The sequence below is a fragment of the Rhizobium sp. WYCCWR 11146 genome (assembly GCF_013591995.1).
In the GTDB taxonomy this organism is placed as follows: Bacteria; Pseudomonadota; Alphaproteobacteria; order Rhizobiales; family Rhizobiaceae; genus Rhizobium; species Rhizobium indicum.
In genome coordinates this window covers 255,325-271,703 of record NZ_JACCEY010000031.1, presented here as the reverse complement: position 1 = coordinate 271,703, position 16,379 = coordinate 255,325, and the positions used below count along the sequence as shown (strand labels likewise).

19 protein-coding genes and 1 pseudogene are annotated in these 16,379 nt (G+C 61.9%); 13 read left to right on the top strand and 7 right to left on the bottom strand.

Annotation, left to right across the window (positions count from 1 at the left end; all coding sequences use genetic code 11):
• The first annotated feature begins 70 nt into the window (after positions 1-70).
• The 3 genes from HX899_RS25715 (at position 71) to HX899_RS25705 (ending at position 2,052) form a co-directional block, all read left to right on the top strand.
• The gene (locus tag HX899_RS25715; RefSeq protein WP_171599890.1) at positions 71-847 is read left to right on the top strand and encodes a type 1 glutamine amidotransferase; all 777 of its coding nucleotides are present in this window, start codon (positions 71-73) and stop codon (positions 845-847) included.
• 11 nt (positions 848-858) lie between these two features.
• Positions 859-1,407, top strand: coding sequence for a sugar O-acetyltransferase (locus HX899_RS25710; protein ID WP_138332181.1), 549 nt, complete (start codon positions 859-861; stop codon positions 1,405-1,407).
• 192 nt (positions 1,408-1,599) lie between these two features.
• A complete protein-coding gene (locus HX899_RS25705; protein ID WP_138332182.1) occupies positions 1,600-2,052 on the top strand; it encodes a GFA family protein in 453 nt (150 codons plus the stop codon).
• Position 2,053: 1 nt separating this feature from the next.
• Here the strand turns inward: HX899_RS25705 and HX899_RS25700 are convergent.
• The 3 genes and pseudogenes from HX899_RS25700 to tenA form a co-directional block, all read right to left on the bottom strand.
• Positions 2,054-2,164, bottom strand: a pseudogene (locus HX899_RS25700) (type II toxin-antitoxin system CcdA family antitoxin); the annotation flags it as partial.
• Between the two features lie 329 nt (positions 2,165-2,493).
• Positions 2,494-4,326 carry a translation elongation factor 4 gene (lepA, locus tag HX899_RS25695; RefSeq protein ID WP_138332183.1) on the bottom strand — a complete coding sequence of 611 codons (1,833 nt, stop codon included), beginning with the start codon at positions 4,324-4,326 and terminating at the stop codon, positions 2,494-2,496.
• 76 nt (positions 4,327-4,402) lie between these two features.
• On the bottom strand, positions 4,403-5,101 hold the full coding sequence (gene tenA / locus HX899_RS25690; RefSeq protein ID WP_138332184.1) for a thiaminase II: 699 nt from the start codon (positions 5,099-5,101) through the stop codon (positions 4,403-4,405).
• Positions 5,102-5,239: 138 nt separating this feature from the next.
• Here tenA and HX899_RS25685 point away from each other — a divergent pair, with 138 nt between their 5' ends.
• The gene (locus HX899_RS25685) at positions 5,240-5,806 is read left to right on the top strand and encodes an XRE family transcriptional regulator (RefSeq protein ID WP_138332185.1); all 567 of its coding nucleotides are present in this window, start codon (positions 5,240-5,242) and stop codon (positions 5,804-5,806) included.
• A 24-nt stretch (positions 5,807-5,830) separates the two neighbouring features.
• Entirely contained in the window at positions 5,831-6,349 is a 519-nt protein-coding gene (locus tag HX899_RS25680) for a GNAT family N-acetyltransferase (RefSeq protein WP_138332186.1), read from the top strand.
• Between the two features lie 15 nt (positions 6,350-6,364).
• On the opposite strand, the gene HX899_RS25675 is transcribed toward HX899_RS25680, so the two are convergent.
• A complete protein-coding gene (locus HX899_RS25675; protein WP_171599889.1) occupies positions 6,365-6,976 on the bottom strand; it encodes an HAD-IA family hydrolase in 612 nt (203 codons plus the stop codon).
• A 133-nt stretch (positions 6,977-7,109) separates the two neighbouring features.
• Here HX899_RS25675 and HX899_RS25670 point away from each other — a divergent pair, with 133 nt between their 5' ends.
• From HX899_RS25670 to HX899_RS25660, 3 genes are all read left to right on the top strand, one after another.
• On the top strand, positions 7,110-8,135 hold the full coding sequence (locus HX899_RS25670) for a histone deacetylase family protein (RefSeq protein ID WP_138332188.1): 1,026 nt from the start codon (positions 7,110-7,112) through the stop codon (positions 8,133-8,135).
• Positions 8,136-8,144: 9 nt separating this feature from the next.
• Entirely contained in the window at positions 8,145-8,720 is a 576-nt protein-coding gene (recX, locus tag HX899_RS25665; RefSeq protein WP_181293707.1) for a recombination regulator RecX, read from the top strand.
• Positions 8,721-8,792: 72 nt separating this feature from the next.
• On the top strand, positions 8,793-9,704 hold the full coding sequence (locus tag HX899_RS25660) for a DMT family transporter (RefSeq protein WP_138388426.1): 912 nt from the start codon (positions 8,793-8,795) through the stop codon (positions 9,702-9,704).
• A 45-nt stretch (positions 9,705-9,749) separates the two neighbouring features.
• Here the strand turns inward: HX899_RS25660 and HX899_RS25655 are convergent, their stop codons facing one another.
• On the bottom strand, positions 9,750-10,217 hold the full coding sequence (locus HX899_RS25655; RefSeq protein ID WP_138388425.1) for a group III truncated hemoglobin: 468 nt from the start codon (positions 10,215-10,217) through the stop codon (positions 9,750-9,752).
• A 172-nt stretch (positions 10,218-10,389) separates the two neighbouring features.
• On the opposite strand from HX899_RS25655, the gene mbfA reads away from it, so the two are divergent.
• Positions 10,390-11,373: an iron exporter MbfA gene (mbfA, locus tag HX899_RS25650; RefSeq protein WP_138388424.1), complete on the top strand. Its 984-nt coding sequence runs from the start codon at positions 10,390-10,392 to the stop codon at positions 11,371-11,373.
• A 471-nt stretch (positions 11,374-11,844) separates the two neighbouring features.
• Here mbfA and HX899_RS25645 read toward each other — a convergent pair whose 3' ends face one another.
• Together HX899_RS25645 and HX899_RS25640 are read right to left on the bottom strand one after the other, a co-directional pair.
• A complete protein-coding gene (locus HX899_RS25645) occupies positions 11,845-12,444 on the bottom strand; it encodes a transglutaminase-like cysteine peptidase (protein WP_171599888.1) in 600 nt (199 codons plus the stop codon).
• Between the two features lie 138 nt (positions 12,445-12,582).
• Positions 12,583-13,449, bottom strand: coding sequence for a carboxylesterase (locus HX899_RS25640; protein WP_171599887.1), 867 nt, complete (start codon positions 13,447-13,449; stop codon positions 12,583-12,585).
• 177 nt (positions 13,450-13,626) lie between these two features.
• On the opposite strand from HX899_RS25640, the gene infC reads away from it, so the two are divergent.
• The 4 genes from infC to pheS all read left to right on the top strand — a co-directional run bounded on the left by infC (position 13,627) and on the right by pheS (position 16,368).
• The gene (gene infC, locus HX899_RS25635) at positions 13,627-14,163 is read left to right on the top strand and encodes a translation initiation factor IF-3 (RefSeq protein ID WP_072640862.1); all 537 of its coding nucleotides are present in this window, start codon (positions 13,627-13,629) and stop codon (positions 14,161-14,163) included.
• 325 nt (positions 14,164-14,488) lie between these two features.
• Positions 14,489-14,692 (top strand): 50S ribosomal protein L35, encoded by a 204-nt coding sequence (gene rpmI / locus HX899_RS25630; protein WP_012759782.1) that lies wholly within the window; start codon positions 14,489-14,491, stop codon positions 14,690-14,692.
• Positions 14,693-14,730: 38 nt separating this feature from the next.
• Positions 14,731-15,135: a 50S ribosomal protein L20 gene (gene rplT / locus HX899_RS25625; RefSeq protein WP_003544622.1), complete on the top strand. Its 405-nt coding sequence runs from the start codon at positions 14,731-14,733 to the stop codon at positions 15,133-15,135.
• Between the two features lie 150 nt (positions 15,136-15,285).
• Positions 15,286-16,368 (top strand): phenylalanine--tRNA ligase subunit alpha, encoded by a 1,083-nt coding sequence (pheS, locus tag HX899_RS25620; protein ID WP_138332195.1) that lies wholly within the window; start codon positions 15,286-15,288, stop codon positions 16,366-16,368.
• The last annotated feature ends 11 nt before the right edge of the window (positions 16,369-16,379 follow it).

The window sequence follows — 16,379 nt, the reverse complement described above, 5'->3', positions numbered from 1 at the left end:
ATTCAGGCTTTGGGCCGAACCGGCCCAAAGCCTGAATCCTGTTCTGGCGTCTTGCGCGCGGCTCTCCGCCATGGTCTCTTCCGATGGTCGGCCATACCAGGAAGAGCCTATGCGCGTCGCAGTCATCGAAAACATGCGGGATACCGGCCTCGGCGCGCTTGCCGCGGCCCTCGACGAGGCAGGAGCAGAGATCGAGTGGTTCCGGGTGTGGCAGGACGGCATACTGCCGCTAGACATATCCGGCCATGACGCGGTGGTCGTTCTCGGCGGTGAGCAAAGCGCGCTGGATGACGCAACCCACGCCTATCTGCCGGAGCTCGTCCGGCTTACACGCCGCTTTGGCGATGCCGGCAAGGCCGTGCTCGGCATCTGCCTCGGCAGCCAGATCCTCGCCCGTGCCTATGGCGCTGACAATCTCTTGGGCACCGCCCGCGAATTCGGCTGGCACGGGATCGGCGTCACCGCCGAGGGCCGGGCCGATCCGCTGCTGTCGGCGCTTGGCGGCGAGTTCACCATCTTCGAATGGCATGCCGATACGTTCTCCCTGCCTGAGGGCGCTGTGCGTCTCGCCTCGAGCGCCGTCGCCGAAAACCAGGCGTTCCGCATTGGCCGCGCCGTCTATGGCACCCAGTTCCATTTCGAGGCCAATTCAGCGGTCGTCGAACAATGGAAGGCCGAATTTCCGGACACGATCGCGCGCATTGCGCCGGGCTGGCTGGAGAACCATGCCGATTTGGCAGCAAGACACGCCGTTGCCGCCGATGCCGCAGGTCTTGCCATCGCGCGCGCCTGGGTCAGCCTGATTGATCGGCAAGAGGTCGAAATGCTGTCGCAGGCCTCGGCGTGAGAGGTGATGCGATGCCGGCCAGCGAACGCGAAAAGATGGCGGCAGGCGAATGGTATTGCTGCCTCGATGACGAGCTCGATCTCTTGCGCCGGCAGGCGCGTGCCGCGGTCCACGCGCATAACACGCTGCCGCCGGACGAGCGTGGCGCCGTCGCGCCGGCCCTGAGGGCGCTCTTTACGCAGGCTGCATCCGATATCTTCATCGAAGCGCCGTTTCACTGCTCCTACGGCATCAATATCATTCTCGGCGAACGCGTCTATTTCAATGCCGGCTGCATGATTCTTGATTCCGGCCGCGTGAGCATCGGCGACCGCAGCATGTTCGGCCCGGGCGTGCAGATCTATTGCGCCGAGCATCACAAGGATGCAGCACTTCGCAGCACAGGCATCGAGATCGCCCGGCCGGTCGTCATCGGCAGTGACGTCTGGATCGGCGGCAGCGCTGTCATCCTCGGCGGCATCACCATCGGCGACGGTGCGATCGTCGGCGCCGGTGCGGTGGTGACGAGGGATGTGCCGGCCGGCGCAACCGTGGTCGGCAATCCAGCCCGCATCCGCTAGAGCAATTCCAGCAAAAGTGCATAGCGATTTTGCGTCTGGAATTGTGTGAAAACAAAGAGATAGAGCATTTCCGTGATTCGGAGAAAAACGGAAATGCTCTAACGCCGGCAAGGCCGCCATTCCGCGATGACCTCGCCACCTCGACAGCAACGAAAAGCTCCGCTAGATCAGAAGGCGAAACGGGGGGAAATCATGAGCGAGCGAACTTTACCCATGGAAGGCGGCTGCCGTTGCGGCCAAGTGCGGTTGAAGATCAGCGCCCCGCCGCTGCTCACCATGGCCTGCCATTGCACGGGGTGCCAGAAGATGACCGCGAGCGCCTATTCGCTGAGCGCCGCCATCCCGAGCGAAGGCTTCGAGGTCACCAAAGGCGAGCCGGTCATCGGCGGCCTGCACGGCCTGACCAAGCATTATTTCTGCCCGCACTGCATGAGCTGGATGTTCACTCGGTCGGAAGACATGGACTGGTTCGTCAATCTCCGCGTGACCATGCTCGACGACCCCAGCTGGTTCACGCCCTTCATCGAGACCTGGACGAGCGAGAAGCTGTCCTTCGCCGAGACTGGCGCGGTGTACAGCTATGAGGCGCTGCCTGAGATGGACGCGTATGAAGGGCTGGTGAAGGAGTATATGGGCAGGGGATAAGTCAAAACTGCCTGTATTTCGCAAATGGCAAGCCATGCTTCGCGACATACTCATTTTGCTCCGCGATCGCCTCGGCGTTTTCAATTCGCCAAAGTCTTTCGCGTTCTTCGCGAGGCAGCGTTTCATCATCGCTTGTTTTTGATCGAAGGTCGGAGCTTTGCAGTCCTTTTCGATCTTGGAATCAGTGTTTGCACCCTTCACCGATCCCGGTTTGCCAGTCGTTCGGCTTTCATCGTTCATCGCAGAATCCCCCTCGGAGATAACTGTTGACGGCCTAACCACTTCTCTTTCTTCATGCTCGGGCCTGTCCCGAGCATCTGCAGCCGTTTGATATGTAGCAGATCCTCGGCACAAGGCCGAGGATGACGGCGAACAAAGAGCGAGGCTCGTCAACATCTAAGGAGACCTACGTCTCCTCGTCAAAAGAAGCTCCGCAAAAACCTATTCGTCGCCCATCTTCAACGCTGCGATAAACGCTTCCTGCGGAATCTCCACCTTGCCGAACTGGCGCATGCGCTTCTTGCCGGCCTTCTGCTTGTCGAGCAGCTTGCGCTTGCGGGTGGCGTCGCCGCCGTAGCATTTCGCGGTCACGTCCTTGCGCAGCGCCGAGATCGTCTCGCGGGCAATGACGTTGCCACCGATCGCCGCCTGGATCGGGATCTTGAACATGTGCTTGGGGATCAGCTCCTTGAGCTTCTCGCACATGTCACGGCCGCGCTTTTCAGCAGCCGTCCGGTGCACCATCATCGACAGCGCGTCGACCGGTTCGCCGTTGACGAGGATCGACATCTTCACGAGGTTGCCCTCGCGGTGGTCAGTCAGCGCATAGTCGAAGGAGGCATAACCCTTCGAGATCGACTTCAGCCGGTCGTAGAAATCGAACACGACTTCGTTGAGCGGCAGGTCGTAGGTCAGCATTGCGCGCGTGCCGACATAGGTGAGCTCGATCTGGATGCCGCGCCGATCCTGGCAGAGCTTCAGGATGCTGCCGAGATAATCGTCGGGCGTCAGGATCGTCGCGCGGATCCACGGCTCGTGGATTTCCGAGATCTTGACGACATCGGGCATGTCGGCCGGATTGTGCAGCTCGCGCTCGGAGCCGTCGGTCATGTACATCTTGTAGACGACCGAGGGTGCGGTGGCGATGAGGTCGAGGTCGAACTCGCGCTCCAGCCGTTCCTGGATGATTTCGAGATGCAGCAGGCCGAGGAAGCCGCAGCGGAAACCGAAGCCGAGGGCCGCCGATGACTCCATTTCGAAGGAGAAGGAGGCGTCGTTGAGGCGAAGCTTGCCCATGGCGGCGCGCAGATCCTCGAAATCGGCGGCATCGACCGGGAAGAGGCCGCAAAACACCACCGGCTGCGCCGGCTTGAAGCCCGGCAGCGCCTGGGCCGTCGGCCGCTTGTCCTCGGTGATCGTATCGCCGACGCGGGTATCGGCCACTTCCTTGATCGAAGCGGTGATGAAGCCGATCTCGCCGGGGCCGAGGCGGTCGATATTGACCATCTTCGGCGTCAGCACGCCGACGCGCTCCACCTGGTATTTCGCATCGGTGCCCATCATCCGCACCGTCTGGCCCTTGGTCAGCACTCCGTCGATGACGCGGACCAGAACCATGACGCCGAGATAGGCGTCGTACCAGCTGTCGACGAGCAGTGCCTTCAGCGGCGCCTTCTCGCCGCCGGGGCTCTTCGGCGCCGGCAGCTTGTGGACGATCGCTTCCAGCACGTCGGGAATGCCGAGGCCGGTCTTTGCCGAAATCAACACCGCCTCCGAAGCGTCGATGCCGATCACTTCCTCGATCTGCTCCTTGATGCGGTCGGGTTCGGCCGCCGGCAGGTCGATCTTGTTGAGGACGGTGACGATCTCGTGATTGTTGTCGATCGCCTGGTAAACGTTGGCGAGCGTCTGCGCTTCGACGCCCTGGCTGGCATCGACGACGAGCAGCGAGCCCTCGCAGGCCGACAGCGACCGCGAGACTTCATAGGCGAAGTCGACGTGGCCGGGCGTGTCGATCAGGTTGAGAATGTATTTTTCGCCGTTGTTCGCCTGGTAGTGCAGGCGCACGGTCTGCGCCTTGATGGTGATGCCGCGCTCGCGCTCGATATCCATATTGTCGAGCACCTGCTCGGACATTTCGCGCTCGGCAAGACCGCCCGTCGTCTGGATCAGGCGGTCGGCCAGCGTCGATTTGCCGTGGTCGATATGGGCCACGATCGAAAAGTTGCGGATATGGGACAGCGGAGTGGTGGAATTGGTGCTCATGCGCGCCATATAGCAGCGCCGCCCCCTGCCGCAAAGCGGTAATTATCCCGCTGTTTACGCTATTTCGTCCTGTGTCGGGCGCCGATCAGACCGGCCACGTCTCCAGCCGCCAGGCCGAATCCCAGAACATCCATTCATATTGCGAGGCGCGCACGAAGACATCGGTCATTTGCGCCCGCTCCACCGGCGATGCGGCGCGGGCGGCGATGTCGGTCAGCGCGATCACCTCGCGGGCACCGGCGGCAAATTGCGGATCGCCATAGGTGTTGATCCAGGCCTGGAAAGCATTGCCCTCGATAACAGGCCGGTTCTTGATCGCTTCGCCGACATGCCAGTAGATCCAGAAGCAGGGAAGGATGGAGGACAGCGCCACCGCGTAGGAGCTGTGATAGGCGGTGGCAAGCAGGAAGTTCGTATAGGCAAAGCCGGCAGGCGAGGGCTCGGCTGATGTGACGTCCGCAGACGTGATGCCGAACTGGGTGAGGAAGCCGGCATGCAGACCCTGCTCGACGGTGATCGCCTTCTGCGCCGAACCGAGGAAGCGCAGGACCTGCGCATTGTCGGGTGCCTTGGCCGCGACGATCGCAAGGCATCGCGCATAATGCTTCAGGTAGAGCGCATCCTGCAGGATGTAGTGCCGGAAAACCTCGGGCGGCAGCGTGCCGTCCGAAAGCCGCTGCAGCAGCGGCAACGCCTCGATTTCAGCCATGATCGGAGCGATCCTGTCCCAGGCGGCAGCCGTGAAGCTTCCCGTCGTGTCCGTGCTCTGTGTGCTGGCGTCCATCACTCTCTCCTCGGATTACGCCGCCATATATGGACGGCGCGGCGGCGAAAGCAAGGCGCGTTTGGCCGCTTTTCGTAGGCCCTTGATTCCATCATCGGATAATGTATTTCTCTTATAGTGGAATCACGGAACTGGAAAATGGAACCGGAACTCGAACAGGCGATCGGCATCCGCATCCGCACGCTGCGGCAGGAAAAAGCTCTGACGCTCGATGAGCTTGCTGCGGCCTCCGGCGTCAGCCGGGCGATGATCTCGCGCATCGAGCGGGCGGAGGCGAGCCCGACCGCGTCGCTGTTGGCAAGGATCTGCGCAGCACTCGGCCTGTCGCTGTCGGCCTTCTTTGCGGAAGAGGGGCAAGCCTCGCCGCTCGCCCGGAGGCAGGAACAGCAGGTCTGGCGCGATCCGGAAACCGGCTATCTCAGGCGCTCTGTTTCACCCCCCGGCACAGCTTCCGATGTCGATATCGTCGAGGTCGAATTCCCCCCTGGCGCCCGCGTCAGCTTCCCCCCGCATGCGAGCGCCCATGGCATGACGCAGCATATCTGGCTGTTCGACGGCGAACTGGAGATGACGGCGGGTGAGACCGTCTACCGGCTGCGCCCGGGCGATTGCCTCTTCATGCCGGTCGGCGAGGGCCACGTCTTCCACAATCCCGGCAACGCGCCGTCGCGTTATTGCGTCGTGCTCGATCGCGGCGGCCGATAACAGCTTTCATTTCAGGAGAACAGCATGCCTGCTATTCGTACCCTTTCCGCCGAGGAGGCCCGCGCTGCCATTCCGGCCCTTTCGCAAGTGCTTGTCGATTGCGTCGCGGGCGGCGCCTCCGTCGGCTTCATGCAGCCCTATGGGCCTGAGGATGCCGAGCCCTACTGGCGTGATGTCGCCGATGCGGTCGCCACCGGCGGCAATCTGCTGCTGGTCGCCGAACTCGACGGCAGGATCGTCGGCACGGTGCAGGTGGGTGCGGCGCAGATGCCGAACCAGCCGCATCGCGGCGACCTGAAGAAGCTGCTGGTACATCGCTCCGCCCGCGGCAAGGGCCTTGCCCGGCTGCTGATGGATGCCGCCGAGCGCGAAGCGGTAAAGCGCGGCAAGACCCTGCTCGTGCTCGACACGGCAACCGGCAGCGATGCCGAGGCGATCTATCCGCGCCTGGGCTGGCAGCGCGTCGGCGTCATTCCGGATTATGCCCTGTGGCCGGAAGGCGGCTTCTGCGCCACCACGCTGTTCTACAAAAGGCTCGGCTGATTGCGACGGCTCCGCTCATGCCGGCCTGGCGAATGCTGGGAATGCCAGGCCAAGCGTCGCGCCCGCCGTCCAATGCGCCGCATTCCAGCCGAACTGTCGCGCCGCTTCGATATTCATCTTCATATCGTCGATGAAGGCGATCTCGCCGGGCAGCACGCCGGCGCGCTCGGTCGCCAGCCGGAAGAAATCCGGGGAAGGCTTGCTGTGCCCGACTGCGGCGGAATAGATGATATCGTCGAAATGCGCGCCAAGGCCGGCCTTCTCCATCAGGTAGCGTGCCCGCCTGTGCTCCTGGTTGGTCGCCAGCAAGAGGGTGATGCCACTTTGCCTGACAGCAGCGAGCTCTTCCAGCAGATTGCGATCGAGGCGGGAATCGTTTTCGAACCAGTAATCGATCAGTGTCGCGGCGCTGAGATGCGGCGCGATCTTTTCGAGCACGCTGGCAAGCCGTGGCTCCAGCGGCTCGCGGCCGACGATGATGTCGCCCCAGTGGGTCTGGAAGAACTCCTTCTGCAGCAGGTCGACACGCAGCCCGAGATCGCGTTCCAGATAGGTGAAGTGCGGCAGCCCGTCGGCGGGACGACCATGAATGAGCACGCCGTCGACATCGACCATCAGCACTTTCATGCGGAAAATTTCCTCGTTCTCAAAACACCGGCGAAGGTGGCGTCATTATTCCAGACGATCAAGAGCCCGCGCCGCTTTTTTGTCGGGGCCGAGCCGTGTAAATCTCCATTGTCAATCAAGGGCAGGATCTGAAATGCGCGTCATCTATTCCGAGGATCACAAGCTGCGCGATGCCAGGACCGAGCTGCATGCCGGCCAGCTGGTGACGCCCTTCGAGGCGCCGTTTCGCGCCGAATGGATCCTGGCGGCGGTCAAGGAGGCGGGCTTTGCCGACGTGGTGGCACCGGATGCGCACGGGTTGGAAACGGCTCGAAAAGTGCATGATCCCGCCTATCTGGATTTCCTCGCCACCGTCTGGGACCGCTGGGTGGCGGCCGGTTTCACCGGCGAGGCGATCGCCAATTCCTTCGCCGTTCGCCGCACCAGCCAGCGCGTGCCCGACAATATCGTCGGCGCGATCGGCCATTACGCCAATGCCGCCGACACCTCGATCACCAAGGGTTCCTACGAGGCGGCAATCGCTTCGATGCGCTGCGCGATCACAGGCGCCGACTGGCTGAATGCCGGCAATCGCTTCGCCTTCGCGCTCTGCCGCCCGCCCGGCCACCATGCCGGCATCGATCTCTTCGGCGGCTATTGCTTCATCAACAATTCGGGCGTCGCCGCGCAGCGGCTGCTCGACCGCGGTGCGAGGAAAGTCGCGGTGCTGGATGTCGATTTCCACCATGGCAACGGCACGCAGGATCTGTTCTATCGCCGCGGCGATGTCTTCACCGCATCGCTGCACGGCGATCCCATGCATGCCTTTCCCTATTTCCTCGGCCATGCCGACGAGGAAGGCGAGGGGGAGGGTGCAGGCGCCAACCGCAACTATCCGATGCTGCCAGGCACGCCTTGGGATATCTGGTCTTCGGCCCTTGCCGATGCGCTCACCCGCATCAAGGCCTTCGGCGCCGAGGCGATCGTCGTGGCCCTCGGCGTCGACACTTTCGAGCGCGATCCGATCTCCTTCTTCAGCCTCACCTCCGACGATTTCACCCGCATGGGCGCGATGATATCAGCCGCCGGCCTGCCGGTGCTTGCCTGCATGGAGGGCGGCTACGGTGTGCCGGAGATCGGCCTCAACGTCGCCAACGTCCTCAAAGGTCTGGAAGCCTGATCACTGCCGATGACCGACGAGACCGTTCCATCCGATATCCCGACATCACGCATGCTGAGCTGGGCGCGCAACTCCGCTATCTATCGCCTGGAGCGGCGGATGATGACGGAAAAGCAGCTGTTTGACGCCATCACCCGCAAGGCGAAGGAGAAATTCGAGGAAATCAGCGCGGCGCAACTCAAGGCCATCGCCGATTTCGCGGTCAAATTTGCCTATGACAACAAGGTGCTCGACGACAGCGCCTATGCGGAGATCAGCACGCGCTCTGCCGTGCGCGGCGGTAAATCGAAGCGCGCGATCGCCCAGAAGCTTGCTGCCAAGGGCGTCTCCAGCGACAAGGTAGAGGCGGCGCTTGAGGAGGCAGACGATCTCTATGCGGCAGCTATATTTGTCCGCAAGCGCGCCTTCGGCCCCTTCCGCCGGGTCGAGCTCGACGAAAAGCGAAAGGCGAAAGAGCTTTCGGCTTTCGCCCGCAACGGCTTCAGCTTCGACATCGGCAGGAAGATCTTCGACATGAGCTTCGAAGATGCCGAAGAGATCATCTTCGCGGGCCGATCTGCGGCGCCTCAGCATCAGCGCTCTTGATCCCGGCATGAAAAGTTTGAATTTGGTTCTCACCCGTCTTCGGCCTAGAACCGCACCAGGATCGGGGGCCACATGGACATCAAGAATATCGAGACCGGGACAGACGGCGCAGCCTTGATTGCGCAGCCGGGCATATCGCCGACTTCGGGCGGTTTGGCGGCCGGTGTCGCCATGTGCCTGATGTCGATGTCGTCGATCCAGTTCGGTGCGGCACTGTCTTCGTCAGCCATTGCGACCTATGGCGTTGCCGGCGCTACCTGGCTGCGGCTTGCTTTCGCGGCAATCATCCTTGCCGCCGTCGTCAGGCCTTCGGTGCTGCGTTATAGCGGCGCCCAATGGCGGGCGACGTTGCTGCTCGGCACGACGACGGCTGCCATGACGCTGTGCTTCTTCGCGGCGATCCAGCGGCTGCCGCTCGGCCTGGCGATCGCCATCGATTTCCTCGGGCCGCTCTCGGTCGCCGTCTTCGGCTATGGCCTGAGCTGGCGGCTTACCTGGCCGTTGATCGCTGCGGCCGGTATTCTCTTCCTCGCCCATGACGGCGAAGGCTGGGTCGGCAATTCCTCAGGCGTCCTCTTCGCCCTCGGCTCGGCTGTGGGATGGGCGGTCTATATCCTGCTGACGAAGAAGGTTGGCGCTGCCTTCAAGGGGCTGGAAGGTCTCTCCATGTCGCTGATCGTTGCCGGCCTCGTCGCGACACCTTTCGGTCTGGCCGAGACGGGGGGCGCCTTCACGGTGGAGGGACTGGTGGAGGTTCTCGGCCTTGCCATCCTTGTGCCGCTCTTGCCCTATGCGCTGGAGATGGTGGCTCTGCGGCGCATGCCGTCGGCATCCTTCGGCATCCTGATGAGCCTCGAACCGGCGCTCGGCGCGCTGGCCGGCTTTCTGATCCTGGCCCAGCCGATGACCGCGCTGCAGATGCTGGGTACCGCGCTCGTGGTGGCGGCCAGCGCCGGTGCCACCGCCTCGGCGGCGAAGACCTAGAAAGGTGTCAGCGTTTTTCGGGGAACACCGTCTCTACAAGATGGGTCAGGCGGGTTTCCGCGCGGGATCGTCGAGCGCCGGATTGTAGAACAGCGACAGTGTCAGGCTTTTGGCGATCCGCTCCGCCGTTGCCATGAACCATGCCTTGGCCTCCGGCGTTGGCGCGATATCGTCGAGCGTCGCGGCAAACAGCGACAGCCACTTGGGAAAGAGATCGGGTGTCAGGTTTTGGACACCCGTATGCGCTTGCACCGGCTTGCCGCCATAGGCGCCGCTGCGGAAGGCGACGGCCGACCAGAAGCTCTTCATCTTCGTCATATGCTCCGGCCAGCGGCCGGACAGCTTGGCGTCGAACACCGGGCCAAGATCGGGATGCGTTAGCACGCGCGCGTAAAAGGTCTCGACCAGCCTGTCGATGAAGGCCGCGTCGACGCCCATCTCCCGCATCTCGGCCTCCGCCCTTTCGCGGATCGCCGCGACATGAGCAGGGCGGCCCTGAATGTCATTGTCCATTCCAAAACCCCGGCGCCGCGTGATGCGGCGCCCTCTCATATAGGTGTTTATCGCAGCGCGCCAAAGTCGTGCGTGCCCGCTTGCGGCAATCTGTCAGCAGCCTGCCCCGCGCACTTGACCGTTACCGCCTCCTTATTTAGATTTAGAATAATTCTAAAAATTGGAGAAGGTCATGCTGGCGCGGTTTTTCAGATCCTCGAAACGATCGTTTGGATCGCTGACCGAGCAGGAGATTCTCGCCCTGGCGATCGCCTCCGAGGAAGACGATGCCCGCATCTATCTTGCCTATGCCGACAGGCTGCGCCGCGAATTTCCGGCCTCGGCCAAGGTCTTCGAGGATATGGCCGAGGTCGAGGATACGCATCGCAAGTCGTTGATCGAGATTCATCGCCAGCGTTTCGGCGAGCGCATCCCGCTGATCCGGCGCGAGCATGTGCAGGGCTTCTACGAGCGCAAGCCCGACTGGCTCAGGGCAAACCTTTCGCTGGATGCGATGCGGCAGGAAACCGAGGCGATGGAGGAGCAGGCCTATCGTTTCTATGTCGAGGCGGCAAAACGGACCTCGGACGCCTCGACGCGTGAGCTTCTCGGCGATCTCGCCCTCGCCGAACAGGGGCATGAGGATATCGCCCGCATGCTGGGCGACAAACATACGCCCGAAGACGTCAAGCACGACGAGGACGCGACGGTGCATCGGCAATTCGTGCTGACCTATGTGCAGCCGGGTCTTGCCGGACTGATGGACGGCTCGGTCTCGACCCTGGCGCCGATCTTCGCTGCCGCCTTTGCCACGCAGGATACCTGGCAGACCTTTCTTGTCGGTCTTTCGGCCTCTGTCGGCGCCGGCATCTCGATGGGCTTCACCGAGGCCGCCCATGACGACGGCAAGATCTCCGGCAGAGGCTCGCCGGTCAAGCGCGGCCTTGCCTGCGGCATCATGACGGCGCTCGGCGGCCTCGGCCACGCACTGCCTTATCTGATCCCGCACTTCTGGACGGCGACGATCACTGCCGCCGTCGTCGTCTTCTTCGAACTCTGGGCAATCGCCTTCATCCAGAACCGCTACATGGAAACCCCCTTCCTGCGCGCTGCCTTCCAGGTGGTGCTGGGTGGCGGCTTGGTGCTCGGCGCGGGGATTTTGATTGGGAATGGGTGAGGAGCGGTCGGGCGCAGCCCGAGCAATCGATCCAGTGAATCGATTGCAGCGACGAACGCCCTGAGCCCAAAGCGAAGGGCCGGGAGACGGTGCGGCACATTTGGCATCAAGCGGTCCGTGCCCTTCGCTTGCGCTCAGTGCACTCGCGGCTTCGCCGCTCACCCCCTCATCTGCCTGCCGGCATCTTCTCCCCGCTGGGGAGAAGCGGACTCGTGGCAGCGCCTCGCTCCCCTTGAGACCTTTGCTATCGGAACGACGACCGTACGTCTTGCTCCTTCTCCCCAGCGGGGAGAAGATGTCCGAAGGACAGATGAGGGGGGTGAGGAGCGGTAGCGACGAACGCCTTGAGCGCAGCGAGAGGCAAGTAACGGCGGACAACTCGCCTCTAAAACTGACCTGGCGCGAACGGAGAGACGCAAAAACAAAAAGGCCGGCAAACCGCCGGCCTTTCCACATTCTCTATTGCAGCCCTTACCGCAGCGCGCCGACCAGAACGTCGCGGCCGTTCTCGATGGTGACCCAGCGGCCGGCATTGTAGCTCGACTGGCGCTTAACGAAGGAATAGGGGGTTCCGAACCACGGCTTGACGTCGGCGGCGAGGTTGTCGAGCACGAAATCGCCCTCGGCGGTGCGCAGCGTCAGCACGGCATGGCCTTCACCATCAGGCTTGCGCACGACGGTCATCAGCAGGTCGGCAGCCGAAAAGCCGCGCTGGATCAGCATGCGGCGCTTCAGCAGCGCGAAATCTTCGCAGTCGCCGGCGGTGGTCGGATAGGCCCAGACCTCATCCTTGCCGTAGATTTCCTTGTCGGTCATCGGCGTGATCGTACGATTAACCGTGGCGTTGACCGAACGCACGAGCGACCACTTCCCCGGGTTCATGGCGATCGGGCCTGCATTGCGGTTTGCGCCGCATTCACTGCGGTGGATCTGACAGAAATCGTAGTGGCCGATCGGCTGTGAGGTGGCATTGCCCGTTACCATTGAAGCATTTCTGCTTGGGGCCGGTATGGCGGCCGTCGCCATCGCAAACACGGCCATCATGGCCACAAAGATACCCTTGATCCGCACGCCCGCTCTTTCCTTGCATCGCCCCTTATTTATTAACAAAGTGTTAATGGAGAGGGCCCAAAAGAGTCAATCGTTACTTCTTGGGGGGACCTTACGACTCGCCGACATGGTTAAAATGCAACGGGTTGGGGACCTGCATCAGGCGAATTTATCCGCCTCTGCCGTTCTAGTGGGCATCTGCCTATTTGTTGATGAACGGATGATGCCTTTGACGGCACTCAGGAGAAGAGCGATATCGCCGGGGCGCGAAAGGCGATGGTCGCCGTCGCGGACGAAGGTCAGCACCACGTCGTCGGCGGGAAGATGTTCGACCAGTTTCATCGCATGCGCATGCGGCACGTCGGCGTCTTTCATGCCCTGGAGAATGTGCACCGGGCAGCCGGTTTCGATGATGCCGTCGAGCACCCGGTTCTTTCGGCCGTCCTCGATCAGCGCCCGCGTATAGATGTTGGGTTCCGGGCTGTATTGCGAACGCTCTTCGAAATAGCCGCGCTCGGCCAGCGATTTGCGCTCCTTGGCCTTGAGGTTCGGCTCGATCAGCTCCGAGGTGAAGTCGGGGGCGGGCGCGATCAGCACCATGCCTGCGAGTTTTGGGCCTTCGAGCTTCGGACCGCCCCGTCCCGCAAGCTCCTGCGCCAGCCTGAGCGCGATCCAGCCGCCCATCGACGAGCCGACGAGGATCACCCGATCGGGGGCGACATGACGGATGACGGCCAGCGCCTCCTCCAGCCAGCGCGAGATCGTGCCGTCGCCGAAGCTGCCGCCGGAAAGTCCGTGGCCGGAATAGTCGAAGCGGATGCAGGCGAGCCCAAGTTCCGCCGCCAGCCCATCGAGTTCCACCGCCTTGGTGCCGCCCATGTCGGAGCGGTAGCCGGACAGCCAGACAAGCGCCAGCGCGCCATTGCCGGCTTGCGCCGGGCGGACGAGCATGGCGATCTCACGCGCCGCTTCGCCCTCGCCGACCGTCAGGAACTGCGGTGCGGAATCGGGCATCTGATCGGACATCGGCGAAACTCCTGTTGTTTTGGCCTATAAAACAGATTCTTGGCAGGCTGACAGCGGGTGATTTTTCCGCTAAAGGATGATATTGACTCCGTTGCAGCGATGACGCGACACGTTTGTGCCCCTAATCGGGAGCGCGATGCTGCAACGTTCCGAAAACAACGCGAGGAGAATACGACCATTCGCAGACCTTTTAAAACCGATGCGCCCGTGAAGGACGGACCGCGCTCGAACCGTGAAATCCGCATTCCCAAAGTTCAGCTGATCGGAGCTGACGGACAGAATGTCGGCATCGTGCCCACCGACCAGGCTTTGAAAATGGCGGAAGAAGCCGGCCTCGATCTCGTCGAAATTTCCCCCAATGTCGAACCGCCGGTGTGCAAGATCCTCGATCTGGGCAAGCTGAAATATGCTAACCAGAAGAAGGCTGCCGAGGCGCGCAAGAAGCAGAAGATCGTCGAAGTCAAAGAAATCAAGATGCGCCCGAACATCGACACCCATGATTATGAGGTGAAGATGAAGGCGATGGGTCGCTTCTTCGACGAAGGCGACAAGGTCAAGGTGACGCTGAAGTTCCGCGGTCGTGAAATGGCCCACCAGGAACTCGGCATGAAGCTTCTGCAGCAGGTCAAGGCCGATACGATCGAGTTCGCCAAGGTCGAAGCTGAACCCAAGCTCGAAGGCCGCCAGATGATGATGGTGCTGGCGCCGAAATAAGCGCCAGGCAGTTTTTCGCCCAAGGCCGTCCGCAAGGGCGGCTTTTGTGCTTTCTGCCATTCTGCTTTGGGCCGGTGTATTTTGGGATGCGCGAAGATTCCTCCGCCGCCCCGTTGCACTTTCATGACGCCGCGGTTATAAGCGCGCGTCCGAACTGACCGGCAGGGCATGCCGTGGCAGTTTCGAATGCTTGCGGAACGGTTCGTCGCCGATGCCGCAGATCAACAACAAACGCTCCCGCACCTTGTTGCGATGGCCGGAGAACCGGACTTCGCGGGAAGGGCTTTTTGATAAAGCGCGCAGGGAGGACAGAAGGAGTAGCAAAATGCCCAAGATGAAGACGAAGTCCTCGGCCAAGAAGCGGTTCAAGATCACCGCGTCAGGCAAGGTCAAGGCTGCCGCTGCCGGCAAGCGCCATGGCATGATCAAGCGTTCCAACAAGTTCATTCGCGATGCACGTGGCACCATGGTTCTCGCAGAACCGGATGGCCGCAAGGTTATCAAGAATTACCTGCCGAACGGTCTCTGAGACTCGTCCGCGAACGCTAGATTTAAGGAGATCATGATATGGCACGTGTAAAAAGAGGCGTCACCTCTCACGCCAAGCACAAGAAGGTTCTGAAGGCCGCAAAGGGCTTTTACGGCCGCCGCAAGAACACCATCCGTACCGCCAAGGCTGCTGTCGATCGTTCGAAGCAGTACGCCTACCGCGACCGCAAGGTCAACAAGCGCAACTTCCGTGCGCTTTGGATCCAGCGTATCAACGCCGCTGTGCGTGAATTCGGCCTGACCTACGGCCGCTTCATCGACGGCCTGAACAAGGCTGGCATCGAAGTCGACCGCAAGGTTCTCTCCGACATGGCGATCCACGAGCCGGAAGCATTCGGCGCGCTGGTCAGCGCTGCCAAGAAGGCTCTTGAATACCTCAAGGAAGCCGGCACGGCGAACGAGTTTGAAGGCGCGGTCAAGTAACCAGCGCTTCCCAAGCTTTTGAATTTATGATTTTGGGAAACCCGCGCTGGTTTGGGCTAGCGCGGGTTTTTCTTTCTTTATATTCCTGGCGCCGGTCGGCGCCGCCCGCCTCCCGATCGCCCGCCTGATACTGGACGGAAAGAAGTGACAATGTCAGATATCGACCAGCTCAACACATCGCTGCTCGCCGAAATCGCCGCCGCCGATGACGAGACGGCGCTCGAAGCCGTGCGCGTTTCCGCCCTTGGCAAGAAGGGCTCTGTCTCAGAACTGTTGAAGACGCTCGGCGCCATGACGCCGGAAGAGCGCCAGAGCAAGGGCGCGGCGATCAACGTTCTGAAGAACGCGGTGACCGAGGCGCTTACCACCCGCAAGGCGACGCTTAGGCAAGCGGCGATCAATGCGCGGCTGAAGGCCGAGACGGTCGATGTCAGCCTGCCGGTGCGCTCTTCGCCGGCCGAGCGCGGCCGTATCCATCCGATTAGCCAGATCGTCGACGAGATCACCGCGATCTTCGCCGACATGGGCTTCTCGATCGCTGAAGGTCCCGACATCGAGACCGATTATTACAATTTCACCGCGCTGAATTTCCCCGAAGGCCATCCGGCCCGCGAGATGCACGACACCTTCTTCTTCAACCCGGATGAGAATGGTGAGCGCAAGGTGCTGCGCACCCACACCTCGCCGGTGCAGGTGCGCACCATGGAGGCGCAGACACCGCCGATCCGCATCATCATTCCCGGCAAGACCTACCGCCAGGACTCGGACGCCACCCATTCGCCGATGTTCCATCAGGTCGAGGGCCTGGTTGTCGACAAGAAGGCCAATGTCGCCAACCTCCGCTGGGTGCTGGAAGAATTCTGCAAGACCTTCTTCGAGGTCGACAGCGTGACGATGCGTTTCCGCCCGTCCTTCTTCCCCTTCACCGAGCCCTCTTTCGAGGTCGATATCCAGTGCGACCGCTCCGGCCCGATCGTCAAGTTCGGCGAGGGTACCGACTGGATGGAGATCCTCGGCTGCGGCATGGTCCATCCGAACGTGCTGCGTTACGGCGGGCTCGATCCGGACGAATATCAGGGTTTTGCCTGGGGCATGGGCCTCGATCGCATCGCCATGCTGAAATACGGCATGCCCGACCTGCGCGACTTCTTCAACGCCGACGTCCGCTGGATGACGCATTACGGCTTCCGCCCGCTCGACATGCCGACGCTGTTCGGCGGCCTCAGCGCTTGAACGGAGAATTG